At 67.0% G+C, this 15,030-nt stretch carries 15 protein-coding genes; 3 read left to right on the forward strand and 12 right to left on the reverse strand.

Going from position 1 to position 15,030, the window contains the following annotated elements; all coding sequences use genetic code 11:
* From MFF40_RS09775 to MFF40_RS09825, 11 genes are all read right to left on the reverse strand, one after another.
* Nucleotides 1–762, reverse strand: coding sequence for an ABC transporter permease (locus tag MFF40_RS09775; protein WP_147852915.1), 762 nt, complete (start codon nucleotides 760–762; stop codon nucleotides 1–3).
* Nucleotides 763–776: 14 nt separating this feature from the next.
* Nucleotides 777–1,709: an ABC transporter ATP-binding protein gene (locus MFF40_RS09780; protein WP_238260267.1), complete on the reverse strand. Its 933-nt coding sequence runs from the start codon at nucleotides 1,707–1,709 to the stop codon at nucleotides 777–779.
* Between the two features lie 197 nt (nucleotides 1,710–1,906).
* Entirely contained in the window at nucleotides 1,907–2,161 is a 255-nt protein-coding gene (locus tag MFF40_RS09785; RefSeq protein ID WP_147852899.1) for a hypothetical protein, read from the reverse strand.
* 356 nt (nucleotides 2,162–2,517) lie between these two features.
* Nucleotides 2,518–2,829: a hypothetical protein gene (locus tag MFF40_RS09790; RefSeq protein ID WP_147852898.1), complete on the reverse strand. Its 312-nt coding sequence runs from the start codon at nucleotides 2,827–2,829 to the stop codon at nucleotides 2,518–2,520.
* Nucleotides 2,830–3,484: 655 nt separating this feature from the next.
* A complete protein-coding gene (locus tag MFF40_RS09795) occupies nucleotides 3,485–3,664 on the reverse strand; it encodes a hypothetical protein (RefSeq protein WP_147896281.1) in 180 nt (59 codons plus the stop codon).
* Between the two features lie 209 nt (nucleotides 3,665–3,873).
* Nucleotides 3,874–4,257 carry an SUF system Fe-S cluster assembly protein gene (locus tag MFF40_RS09800; RefSeq protein WP_147852895.1) on the reverse strand — a complete coding sequence of 128 codons (384 nt, stop codon included), beginning with the start codon at nucleotides 4,255–4,257 and terminating at the stop codon, nucleotides 3,874–3,876.
* A 92-nt stretch (nucleotides 4,258–4,349) separates the two neighbouring features.
* Nucleotides 4,350–5,594, reverse strand: coding sequence for a cysteine desulfurase (locus tag MFF40_RS09805; protein WP_238260268.1), 1,245 nt, complete (start codon nucleotides 5,592–5,594; stop codon nucleotides 4,350–4,352).
* A 179-nt stretch (nucleotides 5,595–5,773) separates the two neighbouring features.
* Nucleotides 5,774–7,096, reverse strand: a complete 1,323-nt coding sequence (locus MFF40_RS09810) for a SufB/SufD family protein (RefSeq protein ID WP_147852893.1) — start codon at nucleotides 7,094–7,096, stop codon at nucleotides 5,774–5,776.
* Nucleotides 7,097–7,100: 4 nt separating this feature from the next.
* Nucleotides 7,101–7,853, reverse strand: a complete 753-nt coding sequence (gene sufC / locus MFF40_RS09815) for a Fe-S cluster assembly ATPase SufC (protein ID WP_238260270.1) — start codon at nucleotides 7,851–7,853, stop codon at nucleotides 7,101–7,103.
* Nucleotides 7,854–8,047: 194 nt separating this feature from the next.
* Entirely contained in the window at nucleotides 8,048–9,517 is a 1,470-nt protein-coding gene (gene sufB, locus MFF40_RS09820; RefSeq protein WP_147852891.1) for a Fe-S cluster assembly protein SufB, read from the reverse strand.
* Nucleotides 9,518–9,587: 70 nt separating this feature from the next.
* Entirely contained in the window at nucleotides 9,588–10,757 is a 1,170-nt protein-coding gene (locus tag MFF40_RS09825) for a cysteine desulfurase family protein (RefSeq protein ID WP_147896278.1), read from the reverse strand.
* 274 nt (nucleotides 10,758–11,031) lie between these two features.
* Here MFF40_RS09825 and MFF40_RS09830 point away from each other — a divergent pair, with 274 nt between their 5' ends.
* The 3 genes from MFF40_RS09830 (at nucleotide 11,032) to MFF40_RS09840 (ending at nucleotide 13,512) form a co-directional block, all read left to right on the forward strand.
* Nucleotides 11,032–11,688 carry an alpha/beta hydrolase gene (locus MFF40_RS09830; RefSeq protein WP_092045953.1) on the forward strand — a complete coding sequence of 219 codons (657 nt, stop codon included), beginning with the start codon at nucleotides 11,032–11,034 and terminating at the stop codon, nucleotides 11,686–11,688.
* An 86-nt stretch (nucleotides 11,689–11,774) separates the two neighbouring features.
* Complete coding sequence (locus tag MFF40_RS09835; RefSeq protein ID WP_147852889.1) at nucleotides 11,775–12,161, forward strand: response regulator; 387 nt, start codon at nucleotides 11,775–11,777, stop codon at nucleotides 12,159–12,161.
* A gap of 58 nt (nucleotides 12,162–12,219) precedes the next feature.
* Complete coding sequence (locus tag MFF40_RS09840) at nucleotides 12,220–13,512, forward strand: O-acetylhomoserine aminocarboxypropyltransferase/cysteine synthase family protein (protein ID WP_147852888.1); 1,293 nt, start codon at nucleotides 12,220–12,222, stop codon at nucleotides 13,510–13,512.
* A 282-nt stretch (nucleotides 13,513–13,794) separates the two neighbouring features.
* On the opposite strand, the gene MFF40_RS09845 is transcribed toward MFF40_RS09840, so the two are convergent.
* A complete protein-coding gene (locus tag MFF40_RS09845; protein WP_238260272.1) occupies nucleotides 13,795–14,964 on the reverse strand; it encodes an acetyl-CoA acetyltransferase in 1,170 nt (389 codons plus the stop codon).
* Nucleotides 14,965–15,030: the final 66 nt, after the last annotated feature.

Here is a 15,030-nt window from a genome sequence, read left to right on the forward strand (position 1 = left end):
TCAACTCTTCAGGCGGTAGCCGGTGCGAAAGATGTAGGTGACGAGGCCGAGGCAGATCACCAGGAACAGCATCGTCATCCCGAGGCTGATCGCGATGCTGACATCGGCCTTGCCGAAGAACGCCCAGCGGAAGGCGCTGATCAGGTAGACCACCGGGTTGACGAGGCTCACGGCGTGCCAGAACGGCGGCAGCATGTCGATGGCGTAGAAGCTGCCGCCCAGGAACGTCAGGGGCGTCACGACGAGGAGCGGCACCAGCTGCAGCTTCTCGAAGCCGTCCGCCCAGAGCCCGATGACGAAGCCGAACAGGCTGAACGTCACCGCGGTGAGCAGCAGGAAGGCGATCATCCAGACCGGATGGTCGATCCGCAGCGGCACGAACAGCGCCGAGGTCGCCAGGATGATCAGACCGATCAGGATCGACTTGGACGCCGCCGCGCCGACGAAGCCCAGCACCACCTCCAGCGGCGAGATCGGGGCCGAGAGGATCTCGTAGATCGTGCCGGCGAAGCGCGGGAAGTAGATGCCGAACGAGGCGTTCGAGATGCTCTGCGTCAGCAGCGAGAGCATGATCAGCCCGGGCACGATGAACAGCCCGTAGGGCACGTCGTCCACCGCCGAGACCCGCGAACCGATCGCGGCCCCGAACACCACGAAATACAGGGTCGTCGAGATCACCGGGGCCAGGATGCTCTGCCCGGCGGTGCGCCAGAAGCGGCCCATCTCGAAGCGGTAGATGGCACGGACCGCCGGCCAGTTCATGCTCATGGTCGCGCTCATATCCGTGCCTCTCCCTCGCGCACCAAGCCGACGAAGATGTCCTCCAGGGAACTCTGCTCCGTATGGAGGTCGCTGAACCGGATGCCGGCAGCGGCGAGGCCGGTGAGCAGGCCGGTGATCCCGGTCCGCTCCGCGCGGGTGTCGTAGGTGTAGACCAGTTCACGGCCGTCGCCGGCGAGTGCCAGCTCGTACTCCGCCAACTCGGGCGGGACCGTGGCGATCGGTGTCTGGAGCTGGAGGGTCAGCTGCTTGCGCCCGAGCTTGTGCATCAGCGCGGCCTTCTCCTCGACCAGGATGATCTGGCCCCGTCGGATCACGCCGATCCGGTCGGCCATCTCCTCGGCCTCCTCGATGTAGTGGGTGGTCAGGATCACGGTGACGCCCTGCTCGCGCAGGTCGCGCACGAGCCGCCACATGTCCTGCCGCAGTTCCACGTCCACCCCGGCCGTCGGCTCGTCGAGGAACAGCACCCGGGGTTCGTGCGAGAGGGCCTTTGCGATCAGAACCCGGCGCTTCATCCCGCCCGACAAGGTCATCAGGCGGCTGTCGCGCTTGTCCCAGAGGGACAGGGCCCGCAGGATCCGCTCGATATGGCCGGGATCGGGCTGCAGCCCGAACAGGCCGCGGGAGAAGCTCACGGTGTTCAGCACCGTCTCGAAGGCGTCGGTGGTCAGTTCCTGCGGGACGAGCCCGATCGCCCGGCGCGCGGCGCGGTAATCCACGGCGATGTCGTGGCCGTCGACCACCACCGTTCCGGAACTCGCGGTGACGATGCCGCAGACGATATTGATCAGTGTCGACTTGCCGGCCCCGTTCGGGCCCAGCAGCGCGAAGATCTCGCCCCGCTCGATGGCGAGGTCGATACCGCTCAAGGCGGTGAAGCCGGACTGATAGGTTTTCGACAGCTTCGAGATAGAGATGATCGGCATCGGGGCCTGAAAGGAATGCGGGGCAGCGTGCGCCGGCGACCGCCGGCTCGGCTCGGGGCCCGTCTGCCGACGCCGTCGCGACGTTCCGCACGGCCTGCCGATCCGGTGGGCCTCTGGCGGAAGCGGCCGCCCCTATAGCACGGGGTCTGTACTGTTCTCACGCCGCCCAGGTGCGCAAGCGCACAGCGGGACCGGCCCTACTCCTGAGCGTCGGCGCAGCGGGAGACCAGCGCCAGGCATTGTCGCCGGGCCTCCGGATCGCGGATGCGCGAGAAGGTCGCCAGGATCGCCACGCACTCGGCCGCCGTCGGGCCCTCATCGCCTTGCGAAGTGCGGCGGCGAAAGAGCGATACCGGAAGGTCCAGGGTATCGGCGATGTATCGGAGGAGCTGAGCCCGCTCGTCGAGCCGCTCTGCGGCTTCGGAGGATTCGAAGGCTCCTGGCGTGGTCATCGTGCGGTCCAGCTTAAACGACAGCCGAGCAGGGGTCTGCGCACCTCGAAAGGCCGACGCCGCTCGGGACGGAATTCGACCCGACCATTCATGAGTTTTCGCGACGCCGCAATCAACCGTTACGCTTCTCGGTAGTCACATGGACCAGAGACGCAGGATTGGTTTTGAGCCGGCCGGTAACGACCGGCTGCGGAGATTGAATACCGCGGTCGATTGAATTGCGCGCCGTCGCCGCTCTTGCATGCCGAAACGCACCGCCGATCGCGAAGATCAGTAGAGGCGTGCTCCCGCTGAGGTCCGGCTGTCGATCCCGGGGCGCAGGTTCGCGTGCGGCTGCTGACGCGCCTACGACGAGCCTATCCACCGTGCCGGAGCAAGACGAGCGCGGCCAGTCCGACCAGCGTCGCGAGGCCGAGCATCCTGCGCCACGGGTTGACGCCGCGGACGAGCTCATCGACCGCCCACCAGCCCAAGGCGACATCGGCGCCGATGGCGAGCCAAGACCCCAGGGGCTCGGCGCCGCTTGCCAGCCATGCCGCCAGCGTCAGCGCGAGGAACAGCCAGAGCGGCAGGTTCGGCCATTGCGCAATCGTGATGGCGCCGGTCTGCCGGTCCCGGAAAAGCCAGTCGCGCACCCGCAGGAGGGGACTGGTCGATGGCTGCATCATGGTCCGGCGCCCTTCCTGTTGCCGCGCTATCGTGCGGCGGCGCACCGCCGGCCGGCCGAAGCCCCGTTAAGACGAACTCACCAGGCCGGATCGATATTAACCGATTATCAACCTTACTAAATGGAAAGCGCAGACCAATCCCTAACAGTTCCTGAAACGACTCGCGAAACAGTCGTTAATCAGACGATAATGCATCATCGGAACGGCGACGAACCGCATCAAGAGGACGGATCCACCATGAGCACTCGCTTCGAAGACCTGAAGTTCATGCTCCTCCTCAGCGCCGTCACGCTGCTCGGCAGCGGCCTGGACGTCATCCTGCGCTGATCGAGGCCGCCACCATCCCGCCCATCTCCGTCGAACCGTGTCGCGCGAAGGCACGGCCCAGGGCGGACCGGGCCGCGGATTCCCGAGGTCGCCCGTCATCGCGTCCCTGGGCGACCGGGACATTCACGACCCGGGGACCAGGGGAAAACCACAGCCTCTGCGAGACCGGAATGGGGCCTGTCACCGGGATCTGGCCGGAGAGTAGGAAGCTGCGCAATTCGGCGACCCGCGCCCTGCGCTCCGTGCGTATGACAAAGGCGGCCACCACGATCCCGCTTAGCCCGGCCACTTCGAGAAGCACCGCGGCCACGTAACCCGGACCCATCCATCACCACCCTGTGCGATTAGCGAAGCCGCCTGAACGGGCGGCCACCCATCCCAAGTGGGCAATCGTGGTTACCGAAATCTTAAAATCACCATCGATTGATAGACCGTTCGGGCATTTCTGCATGCGTTCGACAGTAGCGACCGAATTGTAGCTCGCCGACCAGTCGAGCGCTTCTTCCATCACAAGCGTCGGCGTGCAGGCCTATAGCGCTATCGACGCGTTCTTCGTCCCATCGGGCGCCGTCAACAATAGCAATATTCGTCGAGGTCGCTCATTTCGTGGCCGAGTCGCGCGATAGAAAGGCTTCGGCGCACAGGGGGACGGCGCATGTGGAGCATGCGCCGTCCCGATAGACTGCATCCGGGGGGCATGGGCCGTTCCGGGCGGCGCTACCACATGTCCAGGGCGACGCGGGCCTCGTCCGACATCCGGCTCTGATCCCACGGCGGATCGAACACCATCGTGACGGCGCACGATTGAATGCCCGGCACCGCGCTGACGGCGTTCTCGACCCAGCCCGGCATCTCGCCGGCTACGGGACAGCCGGGAGCGGTCAGAGTCATGTCGATCGCGACCTTCCGGTCGTCGCCGATATCGACCTTGTAGATCAGGCCGAGCTCGTAGATGTCCGCCGGGATCTCCGGATCGTAGACGGATTTCAGCGCGGCGACGATGTCGTCGGTCAGCCGGTCCAGCTCGGCCGGCGGAATCGCCGATGCGGCTTCGACCGCGGGGGCGTTCGCGCCGCCGGTGATTGTGGCGTCGGTGCTCATCGTTTCATTCTCCCCCGGGCCCGTCCAGACGGACCCGGTTTCCTCGCGGCACGCGCATCGTCCTCACGATATTGTTCGGGACGCTGCGCCGATCAGGCGAACATCATCTCGGCTTTGCCGAGCGCCTCGGCAAGGGCATCGATCTCGGCCGGCGTGGTGTAAAGCCCGAACGAGGCCCGGCAGGTCGAGGTGACGCCGAAGCGCGTGAGCAGCGGCATGGCGCAATGCGTGCCGGCGCGCACCGCGACGCCCTGTCGATCGATCACTGTCGCGATGTCGTGCGCGTGGGCGCCCTTCATTTCGAAGCTGACCACGCCGCCCTTGCCCTTGGCGGTGCCGATGATCCGCAGGGCGTTCATGGCGCCGAGCCGCTCGTGGGCGTAGCGCGTCAGCATCGCCTCGTGCGCCGCGATGTTCTCCCGGCCCAGGCCCAGCATGTATTCCAGCGCCGCCCCGAGCCCGACCGCCTCGACGATAGCCGGGGTTCCGGCCTCGAAGCGATGCGGCGGGTCGTTGTACGTGACCGTATCCTGGCTGACGGTCCGGATCATCTCGCCGCCGCCCTGGTACGGGGGCAGGCGCTCCAGCCATTCCTTCTTGCCGTAGAGCACGCCGATGCCGGTCGGACCGTAGACCTTGTGGCCGGTGAAGATGAAGAAGTCGCAGTCGAGCGCTTGCACGTCGATCGGCTGGTGGACGGCGCTCTGCGCCCCGTCGAGCAGCACCGGAACGCCGTGCGCATGCGCGATGCGGACGATTTCCTCCGCGGGTGTCACTGTGCCCAGCACGTTCGACATCTGGGTGATCGCCACCATCTTGGTGCGCGGCGTGAACAGTTTTTCGTACTCATCGACCAGGAAGTTTCCGTCCTCGTCCACCGGCGCCCACTTGATCACGGCCCCTCGCCGCTCGCGCAGGAAGTGCCAGGGCACGATGTTGGAGTGGTGCTCCATGATCGACAGGATGATCTCGTCACCCTCGCCGATCAGCCCGGCCCAGCCCATGCTCGACGCCACGAGGTTGTAGGCCTCGGTGGCGTTGCGAGTGAAGATGATCTCGTCGGTGGAGGCGGCGTTGAGGAACTGGCGCGTGGTCTCCCGGGCGCCCTCGAACCCCTCCGTGGCGGCGTTCGCCATGAAGTGCAGGCCGCGGTGGACGTTGGCGTAGCCGGTCTCCATGCAGGAGACCATCGCGTCGATCACCTGCCGGGGCTTCTGCGCCGAGGCCGCGTTGTCGAGATAGACCAGCGGCTTGCCGTAGACTGTCTGCGATAGGATCGGGAAGTCCTTGCGGACAGCCTCGACGTCGTAGCCGGTGGTGCGGACGGGTGCGTTCATGGTCGCGACCTTCTGGGACCTCAAGTCCGTCCCATGGGCCACCTCGATCCGAGGTGCCGAAGCGAAGCGAAGGTCTCGAAGGAGGCCTCCGAAAAGAGCGTCGCGACCCCGATGACCCCGCGAACGGGGCTCTGGATTCGCGAAGGCCGGCCGATCCTGCAGGAGGATCGGCCGAACGATCAAGCGCGTGCCGCGAGCCAGGCCTCGATCTCGCCGATCAACGCCGCGCGGGCGCCCTCATGCGTGACCGATTCGATCGCCTCGCCGACGAAGGCCTGGACCAGCAGGCTCTCGGCCACCGCGCGCGGCAGCCCACGGGCCATCAGGTAGAACAGCAGGTCTTCGTCCGGAGCGCCGCAGGTGGCACCATGGCCGCAGGCGACGTCGTCGGCGAAGATCTCCAGCTCCGGCTTGTTCATCATCTGCCCCTCGTCGTTGAGGAGCAGACAATCCGACTTCATCTTGCCGTCGGTCTGCTGTGCGGCCTGCCGGACGATGATCTTGCCCTGGAACACCCCGGTGGCGTTCCCGTCGATCACCGTCTTAAACATCTCGCGGCCGATGCCGCCCACGGCCGCATGGTCGGCCAGCAGGGTCGAGTCCGCCAGCTGCCCGTCGCCCAGCATCGCCGCGCCGTTGACCACGGCGTTCACGTTCTCACCGGCGACGTGCATGTAGATCTGGTGACGCGACAGGACGGCGCCGGTCACCAGGTTGACCGTCTCCAGCCGGGACTCGTCGTCCAGGCGCACGCTGATCGTCGAGAGCGCGATGGCGGCGTTGCCCTCCCGGTTGAGCCGGGCATGACGGAAGACGGCCTGCTTCCCGACCCGCACGTCGAGTGCATCGTTCGGCTGGTAGGTCAGGCCGTCCGGACCCTCGTGGCTCTCCAGCACGGTGATCTCCGCGCCGTCGCCGACCTCGACCAGGACCCGCGTCGCCGTGGAGAAACCCTCGGACCCGCTGCCGATGAAGCGCAGGTGCAGGGCGCGTTCGATCTTGGTGCCGGGAGCGACCGAGATCAGCGCGCCGTCGGCCAGGAAGGCGGTGTTGAGCTGGTAGATCGGGTTCTCGCGTGCCTGCTCCACCGGCGCGAGCAGCCGGAGGCGGGTGTCGCTCTTGCCCATCGCATCGTTGAGCGGCGTCACTGTGAGGCCGGACGGCAGCCCGTCGAGGTCCGACAGCGAACGGACGAGATGGCCGTTGACGAAGGTCAAATGCGCCGCGTCGATGCCGGCGAAGCCCTTCGCGGATGCGGCTGCCGCCTGGGCGGCCTCCGCAGACGGGGCCTCGGCCGGCGGCACGGCCTCCTTCATGGCGGCGCGCAGGTCGGTGTACTTGAACGCCTCGACCCGCCGGCTGGGCAGTCCGGCGGCCTCGAAGAAGCGGAACGCCTCCTCGCGGGCGATCGCCTCTTCCGAGGCGAAGCCCTTGCGTGCGGCCTCGAACAGGCTCGACAGCCCGGTCTCGGCGCTGGTGCGCAGGTTCTGGATCTCGGCCATGGACTTACGCGGCCTCGTTCGTGCGGTACTCGGCGTAGCCCGCCGCCTCGAGCTCGAGGGCCAGCTCCTTGCCGCCGGTCTTCACGATCAGGCCCTTCGACATGACGTGCACGGTGTCGGGCACGATGTGGTTGAGCAGGCGCTGGTAGTGGGTGATCACCAGGAACGAGCGGCCCTGGGCCCGAAGCGCGTTGACGCCCTCGGAGACGATGCGCAGGGCGTCGATGTCGAGGCCCGAATCGGTCTCGTCGAGGACGCAGAACTTCGGCTCCAGCAGCGCCATCTGAAGGATCTCCATGCGCTTCTTCTCGCCGCCGGAGAAACCGACGTTGAGGGCACGCTTGAGCATCTCCTTGTTGATCTCGAGCTTATCGGCGGCGGCGTTGACCTTGCGGATGAAGTCCGGCGTCGAGATCTCACCCTCACCGCGGGCGCGGCGCTGGGCGTTGAGGCAAGCCTTGAGGAAGGTCATGGTGCCGACGCCGGGGATCTCCAGCGGGTACTGGAAGGCCAGGAAGACGCCGGCCGCGGCACGCTCGTCGGCGGCCATCTCCAGCACGTTCTGGCCGTCGAGCAGGATCTCGCCGTCGAGAACCTCGTAGTCTTCCTTGCCGGCGATGACGTAGGACAGGGTCGACTTGCCCGAACCGTTCGGACCCATGATCGCCGCGACCTCGCCGTCGTTCACGGTCAGGTTGAGGCCGTTCAAGATGCGGTTATCCTCGATCTGCACGACGAGGTTCTTGATTTCCAACATGTTAGTTCAAGTCCTATCGAACGGCGAGCCGGGTTCATGCACCGACCGCGTGCCGTCAGTTCCTTATCGCCGTCACCGAGACGGCCATTTCGAAGGCCTTCAGGTCCGGATGCCGCGCATGAAAGCCTTCACGCAATCCGGTCGGCGACCGCGGGGATGCCGCGATCGCCATGGGTATCGACGCCGGTCGGGACTTAGCCCACGGAGCCTTCGAGGCTGATCGAGATCAGCTTTTGGGCCTCGACGGCGAACTCCATCGGCAACTGCTGCAGCACGTCCCGGACGAAGCCGTTGACGATGAGCGCGGTCGCCTCCTCCTCGGAGAGCCCGCGCTGCAGGCAGTAGAACTTCTGGTCCTCGGAGATCTTCGAGGTGGTCGCCTCGTGCTCGAATACCGCGGACGCGTTCTTCGACTCGATGTAGGGCACGGTGTGTGCCCCGCACTGGTCGCCGATCAGCAGCGAGTCGCAATTGGTGAAGTTGCGAGCGTTCTTGGCCTTCTTGTGGGCCGAGACCAGACCCCGGTAGGTGTTCTGCGAACGCCCGGCGGAGATGCCCTTCGAGATGATCCGGCTGGTGGTGTTCTTGCCGAGGTGGATCATCTTGGTGCCGGAATCGACCTGCTGCATGCCGTTCGACACCGCGATCGAGTAGAACTCGCCGCGGGATTCGTCGCCGCGCAGGATGCAGGACGGGTACTTCCAGGTGATCGCCGAGCCGGTCTCGACCTGGGTCCAGGAGATCTTGGAGCGGTCGCCGCGGCAATCGCCGCGCTTGGTGACGAAGTTGTAGATGCCGCCCTTGCCGTCGTTGTCGCCCGGGTACCAGTTCTGGACCGTCGAATACTTGATCTCGGCGTCGTCCAGGGCGACCAGTTCGACCACCGCGGCGTGGAGCTGGTTGTCGTCGCGCTTCGGGGCGGTGCAGCCCTCGAGATACGAGACGTACGAGCCCTTGTCGGCGATGATCAGCGTACGCTCGAACTGGCCGGTGTCACGCTCATTGATGCGGAAGTAGGTCGACAGCTCCATCGGGCAGCGGACGCCCGGCGGGATGTAGACGAACGAGCCGTCGGAGAAGACCGCCGAATTCAGCGTCGCGAAGAAGTTGTCGGTCGAGGGCACCACCGTGCCCAGGTACTTCTTCACCAGCTCCGGATATTCCTGCACGGCCTCGGAGATCGGCATGAAGATCACGCCGGCCTTCGAGAGTTCCTTCTTGAAGGTCGTGGCCACCGAGACCGAATCGAACACGGCGTCGACCGCGACGCGGCGCTCCGGCGCGATGCCTTCCAGCACCTCGACCTCACGCAGCGGGATGCCGAGCTTTTCGTAGGTCTTCAGGATCTCGGGATCGATCTCGTCGAGCGACATCGCCGCCGGGCGCTTCGGCGCGGCGTAATAATAGATGTCGTTATAATCGACCTTGTCGTACGCGACCCGCGCCCACTCCGGCTCCTTCATGGTGAGCCAGCGGCGATAGGCGTCGAGGCGCCATTCCAGCAGCCACGCCGGCTCGTTCTTCTTGGCCGAGATGAAGCGCACGACGTCCTCGGAGATGCCCTTGGCGGACTTCTCCATCTCGATGGTGGTCTCGAACCCGTACTTGTACTGGTCGAGGTCGATCGAGCGGACCCGGTCGATTGTTTCCTGCACGGCAGGCATTAGCATCTCCTGGCAAGCCCGGTTTCAAGGACCGGGAAGCGTCTTTCGGAAAGCGTGGGACGCGGCTGTTTCAGGCCGCGTACCCTCGCCGCTTATATAGGGGCTGCAAGACCCGTTCGAAGGCGTCGAGAAAGCATGACGCATCCTCGTCCACCGTATTCCAGCCGAGGCTGACGCGCAGTGCGCCCCCGGCAAGCTCGGGCGCCACGCCCATCGCCGACAGCGTCGCCGAACGGGCGACTTTGCCCGACGAGCAGGCCGAGCCTGACGACACCGCCACGCCGGCGAGGTCGAAGGCGATCAGGGCGGCGGGCGCGTCGAGGCCCGGAATCGCGAAGCTCAGGGTGTTGGGCAGGCGCGGCGCACCGGCCGCGAACACTACGGCCTCGGGGGCTCGGACGCGCATGCCAGCCTCGAGCCGATCGCGCAGGCCCGCGAGGCGAACGCCCTCTGCCACGAGGGCTTCGGTCGCGATCCGGGCCGCCTCGCCCATACCAACGATCGCCGGCAGGCACTCGGTTCCGCAGCGCTGGCGCCGCTCCTGCCCGCCGCCACGCAGGAACGCGGCGTCCAAGGCGACATCGTCGGCCAGGATCATCGCGCCGACCCCCTTGGGGGCCGCGAATTTGTGGCCCGACAGCGTGAGCGCGTCGATCCCCAGGGCTGCCATGTCGAGGGCGACCTTGCCGACCGCCTGCACGGCATCCGTGTGGACCAGAGCCCGGCCATGGGCGCGGGCCAGGGCGACGACATCGGACAGGGGCTGGATCGCGCCGGTCTCGTTGTTGGCCGCATGGATCGAGATCAGCACGCTCTCGTCCGCAAGCGCGCCGAGGCGTCTTTCGAGGGCTCGGATATCGATCACGCCGTCCGGTGTGACCGGTAGTTCCTCGACCGCGTCCGCGGGGAAGCGATGGCCTGCGGCGACGCAGGGGTGCTCGGTGGCGGAATGGAGTAGCCGCGTCGGCTTTGGCTGGCCACGCCGGCCGAGCGCGCCGGACAGGACCGCATTCGCGGCCTCCGTCCCGCCGCTGGTGAACACCACCTGCGCCGGGCGGGCGCCCACGAGGGCCGCCACCTGGCCGCGCGCGGCTTCCAGCGCGGCGCGGGCAGCCCGGCCCTCCTGATGGATCGAGGACGGGTTGCCGGGCAGCATCAGCGCGCGCGCCACCGCATCCGCCACGGCGGGGCGGACGGGGGCGGTCGCGTTGTAATCGAGATAGGCGCGGGCCCGGGTCATGCTGATTCCGTCTGGTCCCCTGCATGCGGCGCGTGACAATTCCTTGCCCGCGGACCGGCTCGCCGTGCTAAGGCGCGCCGACAAATGAGATGTCGCCAACCGAATGGCTGGTGCAGAGAACTGGCACCGCGTGCCCGCTCACCTACATTAGAATAGTTCTAATCGCCTAGAACTGTTCTAAGAGCGTTTGTATGGTGTGCGTGCGGCGAGTCAAGGCTGCCTCTTCACTGCCCAAGATCGCGCGGCCGGCGACCGCTGAAACGAGAGTTGAACGATGCCTGAAGTCATCTTCACCGGCCCGGCCGGACGTCTGGAAGGCCGCTATCAGGCCCCCAAGAAGCGCGGCGCGCCGATTGCGATCGTCCTGCACCCGCACCCCCAGTTCGGGGGTACGATGAACAATCAAATTGTGTACAATCTTTTCTACACCTTCGCCAATCGCGGCTTCGCAGCCCTGCGTTTCAATTTTCGCGGGGTCGGCCGCAGCCAGGGCGCGTTCGACCACGGCTCGGGCGAGCTCTCCGACGCGGCCGCGGCCCTCGACTGGGTGCAGTCGGTCAACCCGGAGGCGAAGTCGTGCTGGATCGCCGGCGTGTCGTTCGGCGCCTGGATCGGCATGCAGCTGCTGATGCGGCGTCCCGAGATCGAGGGCTTCATCTCGATCGCCGCGATGGCCAACCGCTTCGACTTCACCTTCCTGGCCCCCTGCCCCTCCTCCGGCCTGTTCGTGCACGGCTCCGAGGATCGCGTCGCACCGGCCCGGGACGTCATGCCGGTGATCGAAAAGGTGAAGGTGCAGAAGGGCGTCATCATCGAGCACCAGATGGTTGAGGGCGCCAACCACTTCTTCGACGGCAAGGTCGACGAGCTGACCCAGACGGTGGACACCTATCTCGACAAGCGCCTGGGCAAGCGCGAGGAGGCCGCCTGACGCCGCAGGTCCCGCGCCTTGACGGGGGCAGGTCCGGGGAATACGGCGCGGGCTTCGAACGTCGCGACTGAACCTTTGCAGGTCTGATGACTGAAAGCTTGTCCGACCAACCCGTGGTGCTGCTGGTGGAAGATGACGGCCTCCTGCTCATGGAGGCGTCCGACACCCTGGCGGATGCCGGCTTCACCGTGCTGGAGGCCAGCCACGCCGACAAGGCGCTGAAGGTCCTGGAAAACCGCGACGATGTCGGCGTCCTGATGACGGATGTCGACATGCCGCAGGGCTCGATGGACGGGTTCGCCCTGGCCCGCCTCGTGGCGCATCGCTGGCCGACCATCCCCGTCCTCGTCGTATCCGGCATGGGCACCCCCGGCCCCAACGACATGCCGGAGGGCGCCCGCTTCATCCCGAAGCCCTACGAGCCCACGACCCTGGTCCGAACCCTGCAGGCCTTCATCCGTCGCGCGGCGTGAAGCCTCCTCCGGCTCGGGCGCGTCGACGATCCGGGCGCCGTACAGCCGACCGAGAGCCATGACGGATACCAGCCGACAGCACCGCTTCGCGACCCGGGCCATCCATGCCGGCGCGGCGCCCGACCCCGCCACCGGCGCGCGGGTCCAGCCGATCTACTTCACCAACGGCTTCGTGTTCGATTCCACCGAGCAGGCGGCGGACATCTTCGCGGGCCGCCGGTCCGGGTTCTCGTATTCGCGGGGGTCGAACCCGACGGTGGCCGCCCTGGAGCGCCGGGTCGCCGACCTGGAGGGTGCCAAGGCCGGCGTCGCGGTCTCCTCCGGGCAGTCGGCGATGATGCTGGTGCTGATGACCCTGATGAAGAGCGGCGACGCCTACGTGGCTTCGCCGCGCCTGTTCGGCGGCTCCCTCGGTCTGATGCGGCGCCTCGACGGCCGCTACGACCTGAAGCCGCGCTTCGCCCGCGGCATGCGGCCGGAGGACTTCGAGGCGGCGATCACGCCGGAATGCCGGGCCATCTTCTGCGAGTCGATCGTGAACCCGTGCGCCTCGGTGGTGGACCTCGACGGGATCGCCGCGGTGGCCCGTCGCCACGGCCTGCCCCTCGTGGTCGACAACACCCTGGCCTCGCCGGCGCTGATCCGGCCGATCGAGCACGGTGCGGATATCGTCTGGCACTCGACCTCGAAGTTTCTGAGCGGTTCGGGCCAGACCATCGGCGGCATGATCTGCGATGCCGGCACCTTCGACTGGACCCGGACCAGCGGCTACAACCTGATCACCGAGCCCTGGCCGGACTACGACGGCCTCGTCCTGACCAAGAGCTTCCCGGAGACGCCGTTCGCGGCGGCCTGCCGGTTCTTCGGCCTGCGTGATCTCGGCCCCGGCCTGTCGCCGATGAACGCGTTCCTGACCCTGATGGGCATCGAGACCCTGCCGCTGCGCATGGAGCGGCACTGCGCCAACGCGCGGGCGGTCGCGGCCTTCCTGAAGGACCACCCGGCGGTGGCCTGGGTGAGCTATCCCGGACTGCCGGGCCAGACCGGAGAGGACCTCGCCCGGCGCTACACCCCGCAGGGACCGGGCTCGATCTTCACCTTTGCGCTGAAGGGCGGCGAGCCGGCGGCCCTGGCGTTCATCGCCGGGCTCGAACTGATCTCGCACCTCGTCAACATCGGCGAGATCAAATCGCTGGCGATCCACCCGTCCTCGACCACGCACCGGCAATTGCCGGAGGGCGAGAAGGCCGCCGCGCAGGTCGGACCCGAGACCGTGCGTCTGTCGATCGGCCTCGAGAACGAGGCCGACCTGATCGCCGACCTGAAGCAGGCGCTCGACAAGCTCGATTGAGGGGATTGATTCTTCTGAACCGACGAGAATGCAGGCCCCTGCCCCGTCAGGGCCACGGTGTTCACACGTCAGCTTGTACAGGCCGCGACCGGCCCCCTCTCCCGTGCGGGAGAGGGCTGGGGTGAGGGATGCGCCCTCTCCGGAAAGACCTGATCCCTCACCCTATCCCTCTCCCGCACGGGAGAGGGGACCTGCGCTCCATCCGGCAATGTGTGAAACCGCGGCCCGCACGGGAGCGGGCGCGAGTGGCGTCCGGTCCTCAACGGCATCTCGGACCTCGGCTCAGCGCCGCCGCTCCAGGATCGATACGTAGTTGGCGACCGCCGCACCGCCCATGTTGAAGATCCCGGCCAGGTTCGCCCCGGGGACCTGCATCTCGCCGGCCTCGCCCATGAGCTGGAGGCAGGCCATCACGTGCATCGAGACGCCCGTGGCGCCGACCGGATGGCCCTTGGACTTCAGCCCGCCGGACGGGTTGATCGGCAGCCGGCCGCCCTTCTCGGTCCACCCTTCGCGGACGACGCGGTAACCCTGGCCGGGCTCGGCCAGCCCCATCGCCTCGTACTCGATGAGTTCTGCGATGGTGAAGCAATCGTGCGTCTCCACGAACGACAGGTCGTCGTTGCCGATTCCGGCCTGCGCGCGCGCCTTCTCCCAGGCAAGCCGGGCGCCCTTGAACGCGGTCGGATCCCGGCGCGACAGGGGGAGGATGTCGTTGACGTGCGCACGGGCGCGGAAGCCGATGGCGCGAGCCAGACCCTCGGCGGTCTCGGCATCCGCCACGACGAGGGCGGCGGCGCCATCGGAGATCAGCGAGCAGTCGGTGCGCCGGAGCGGTGCCGCGACGTAGGGATTTTTGTCCGAAACTTTGTTGCAGAACTCGAAGCCCAGGTCTTTCCTGAGCTGCGCGTAGGGGTTGCCCACACCGTTGCGGTGGTTCTTGGCGGCGATCCGGGCCAGTTCCTCACTGCGGTCGCCGTAGCGCTGGAAGTAGCCGGCCGCGATCCGGCCGAACACCCCCGCGAAGCCGCCCTCGATGTCGGCCTCCTCTTTCCGGTAGGAGGCGCCGAGCAGGATGTCGCCGGTCTCGGCCACGGATTTCGCCGTCATCTTCTCGGCGCCGACCACCAGGGCGATCCGCCCGCGGCCGCTATCGACGAAATCCAGGGCCGCGTAGAGCGCCGCCGAGCCGGTGGCGCAGGCATTCTCCAGATGCGTCGCCGGTGCGTGGGCGAGGCCCGGTCGATTGAGCGCGACCTGCGATCCCTCGAAACCCTGCTTCGAGAAGCCGGTGTTCATGACACCGACATAGATCCCATCGACCTGGGAATCGTCGATTCCGGCATGGGCCAGCGCCTCGCCGGACACCCGCGCGATCAGGCCCTCGACATCCGGCTCCTCGAGCTTGCCGAACGGTGTGTGGGCCCAGCCCACGATGCAGGCGCGCGTCATGCTCTTCGACTCCTCCCGATTCTTCACCGGACGATGGCCCTGGGGCGCCCGAGGATCAAGCCGCGT

It is taken from the genome of Methylobacterium mesophilicum, from assembly GCF_022179445.1.
GTDB lineage: Bacteria > Pseudomonadota > Alphaproteobacteria > Rhizobiales > Beijerinckiaceae > Methylobacterium > Methylobacterium mesophilicum.

Bases quoted from the DNA above. Each gene is read 5' to 3' on its own strand.
- MFF40_RS09775 (WP_147852915.1), bottom strand. From the start codon at position 762: ATGAACTGGCCGGCGGTCCGTGCCATCTACCGCTTCGAGATGGGCCGC.
- MFF40_RS09780 (WP_238260267.1), bottom strand. From the start codon at position 1,709: ATGCCGATCATCTCTATCTCGAAGCTGTCGAAAACCTATCAGTCCGGC.
- MFF40_RS09785 (WP_147852899.1), bottom strand. From the start codon at position 2,161: ATGACCACGCCAGGAGCCTTCGAATCCTCCGAAGCCGCAGAGCGGCTC.
- MFF40_RS09790 (WP_147852898.1), bottom strand. From the start codon at position 2,829: ATGATGCAGCCATCGACCAGTCCCCTCCTGCGGGTGCGCGACTGGCTT.
- MFF40_RS09795 (WP_147896281.1), bottom strand. From the start codon at position 3,664: ATGGAAGAAGCGCTCGACTGGTCGGCGAGCTACAATTCGGTCGCTACT.
- MFF40_RS09800 (WP_147852895.1), bottom strand. From the start codon at position 4,257: ATGAGCACCGACGCCACAATCACCGGCGGCGCGAACGCCCCCGCGGTC.
- MFF40_RS09805 (WP_238260268.1), bottom strand. From the start codon at position 5,594: ATGAACGCACCCGTCCGCACCACCGGCTACGACGTCGAGGCTGTCCGC.
- MFF40_RS09810 (WP_147852893.1), bottom strand. From the start codon at position 7,096: ATGGCCGAGATCCAGAACCTGCGCACCAGCGCCGAGACCGGGCTGTCG.
- sufC (WP_238260270.1), bottom strand. From the start codon at position 7,853: ATGTTGGAAATCAAGAACCTCGTCGTGCAGATCGAGGATAACCGCATC.
- sufB (WP_147852891.1), bottom strand. From the start codon at position 9,517: ATGCCTGCCGTGCAGGAAACAATCGACCGGGTCCGCTCGATCGACCTC.
- MFF40_RS09825 (WP_147896278.1), bottom strand. From the start codon at position 10,757: ATGACCCGGGCCCGCGCCTATCTCGATTACAACGCGACCGCCCCCGTC.
- MFF40_RS09830 (WP_092045953.1), top strand. From the start codon at position 11,032: ATGCCTGAAGTCATCTTCACCGGCCCGGCCGGACGTCTGGAAGGCCGC.
- MFF40_RS09835 (WP_147852889.1), top strand. From the start codon at position 11,775: ATGACTGAAAGCTTGTCCGACCAACCCGTGGTGCTGCTGGTGGAAGAT.
- MFF40_RS09840 (WP_147852888.1), top strand. From the start codon at position 12,220: ATGACGGATACCAGCCGACAGCACCGCTTCGCGACCCGGGCCATCCAT.
- MFF40_RS09845 (WP_238260272.1), bottom strand. From the start codon at position 14,964: ATGACGCGCGCCTGCATCGTGGGCTGGGCCCACACACCGTTCGGCAAG.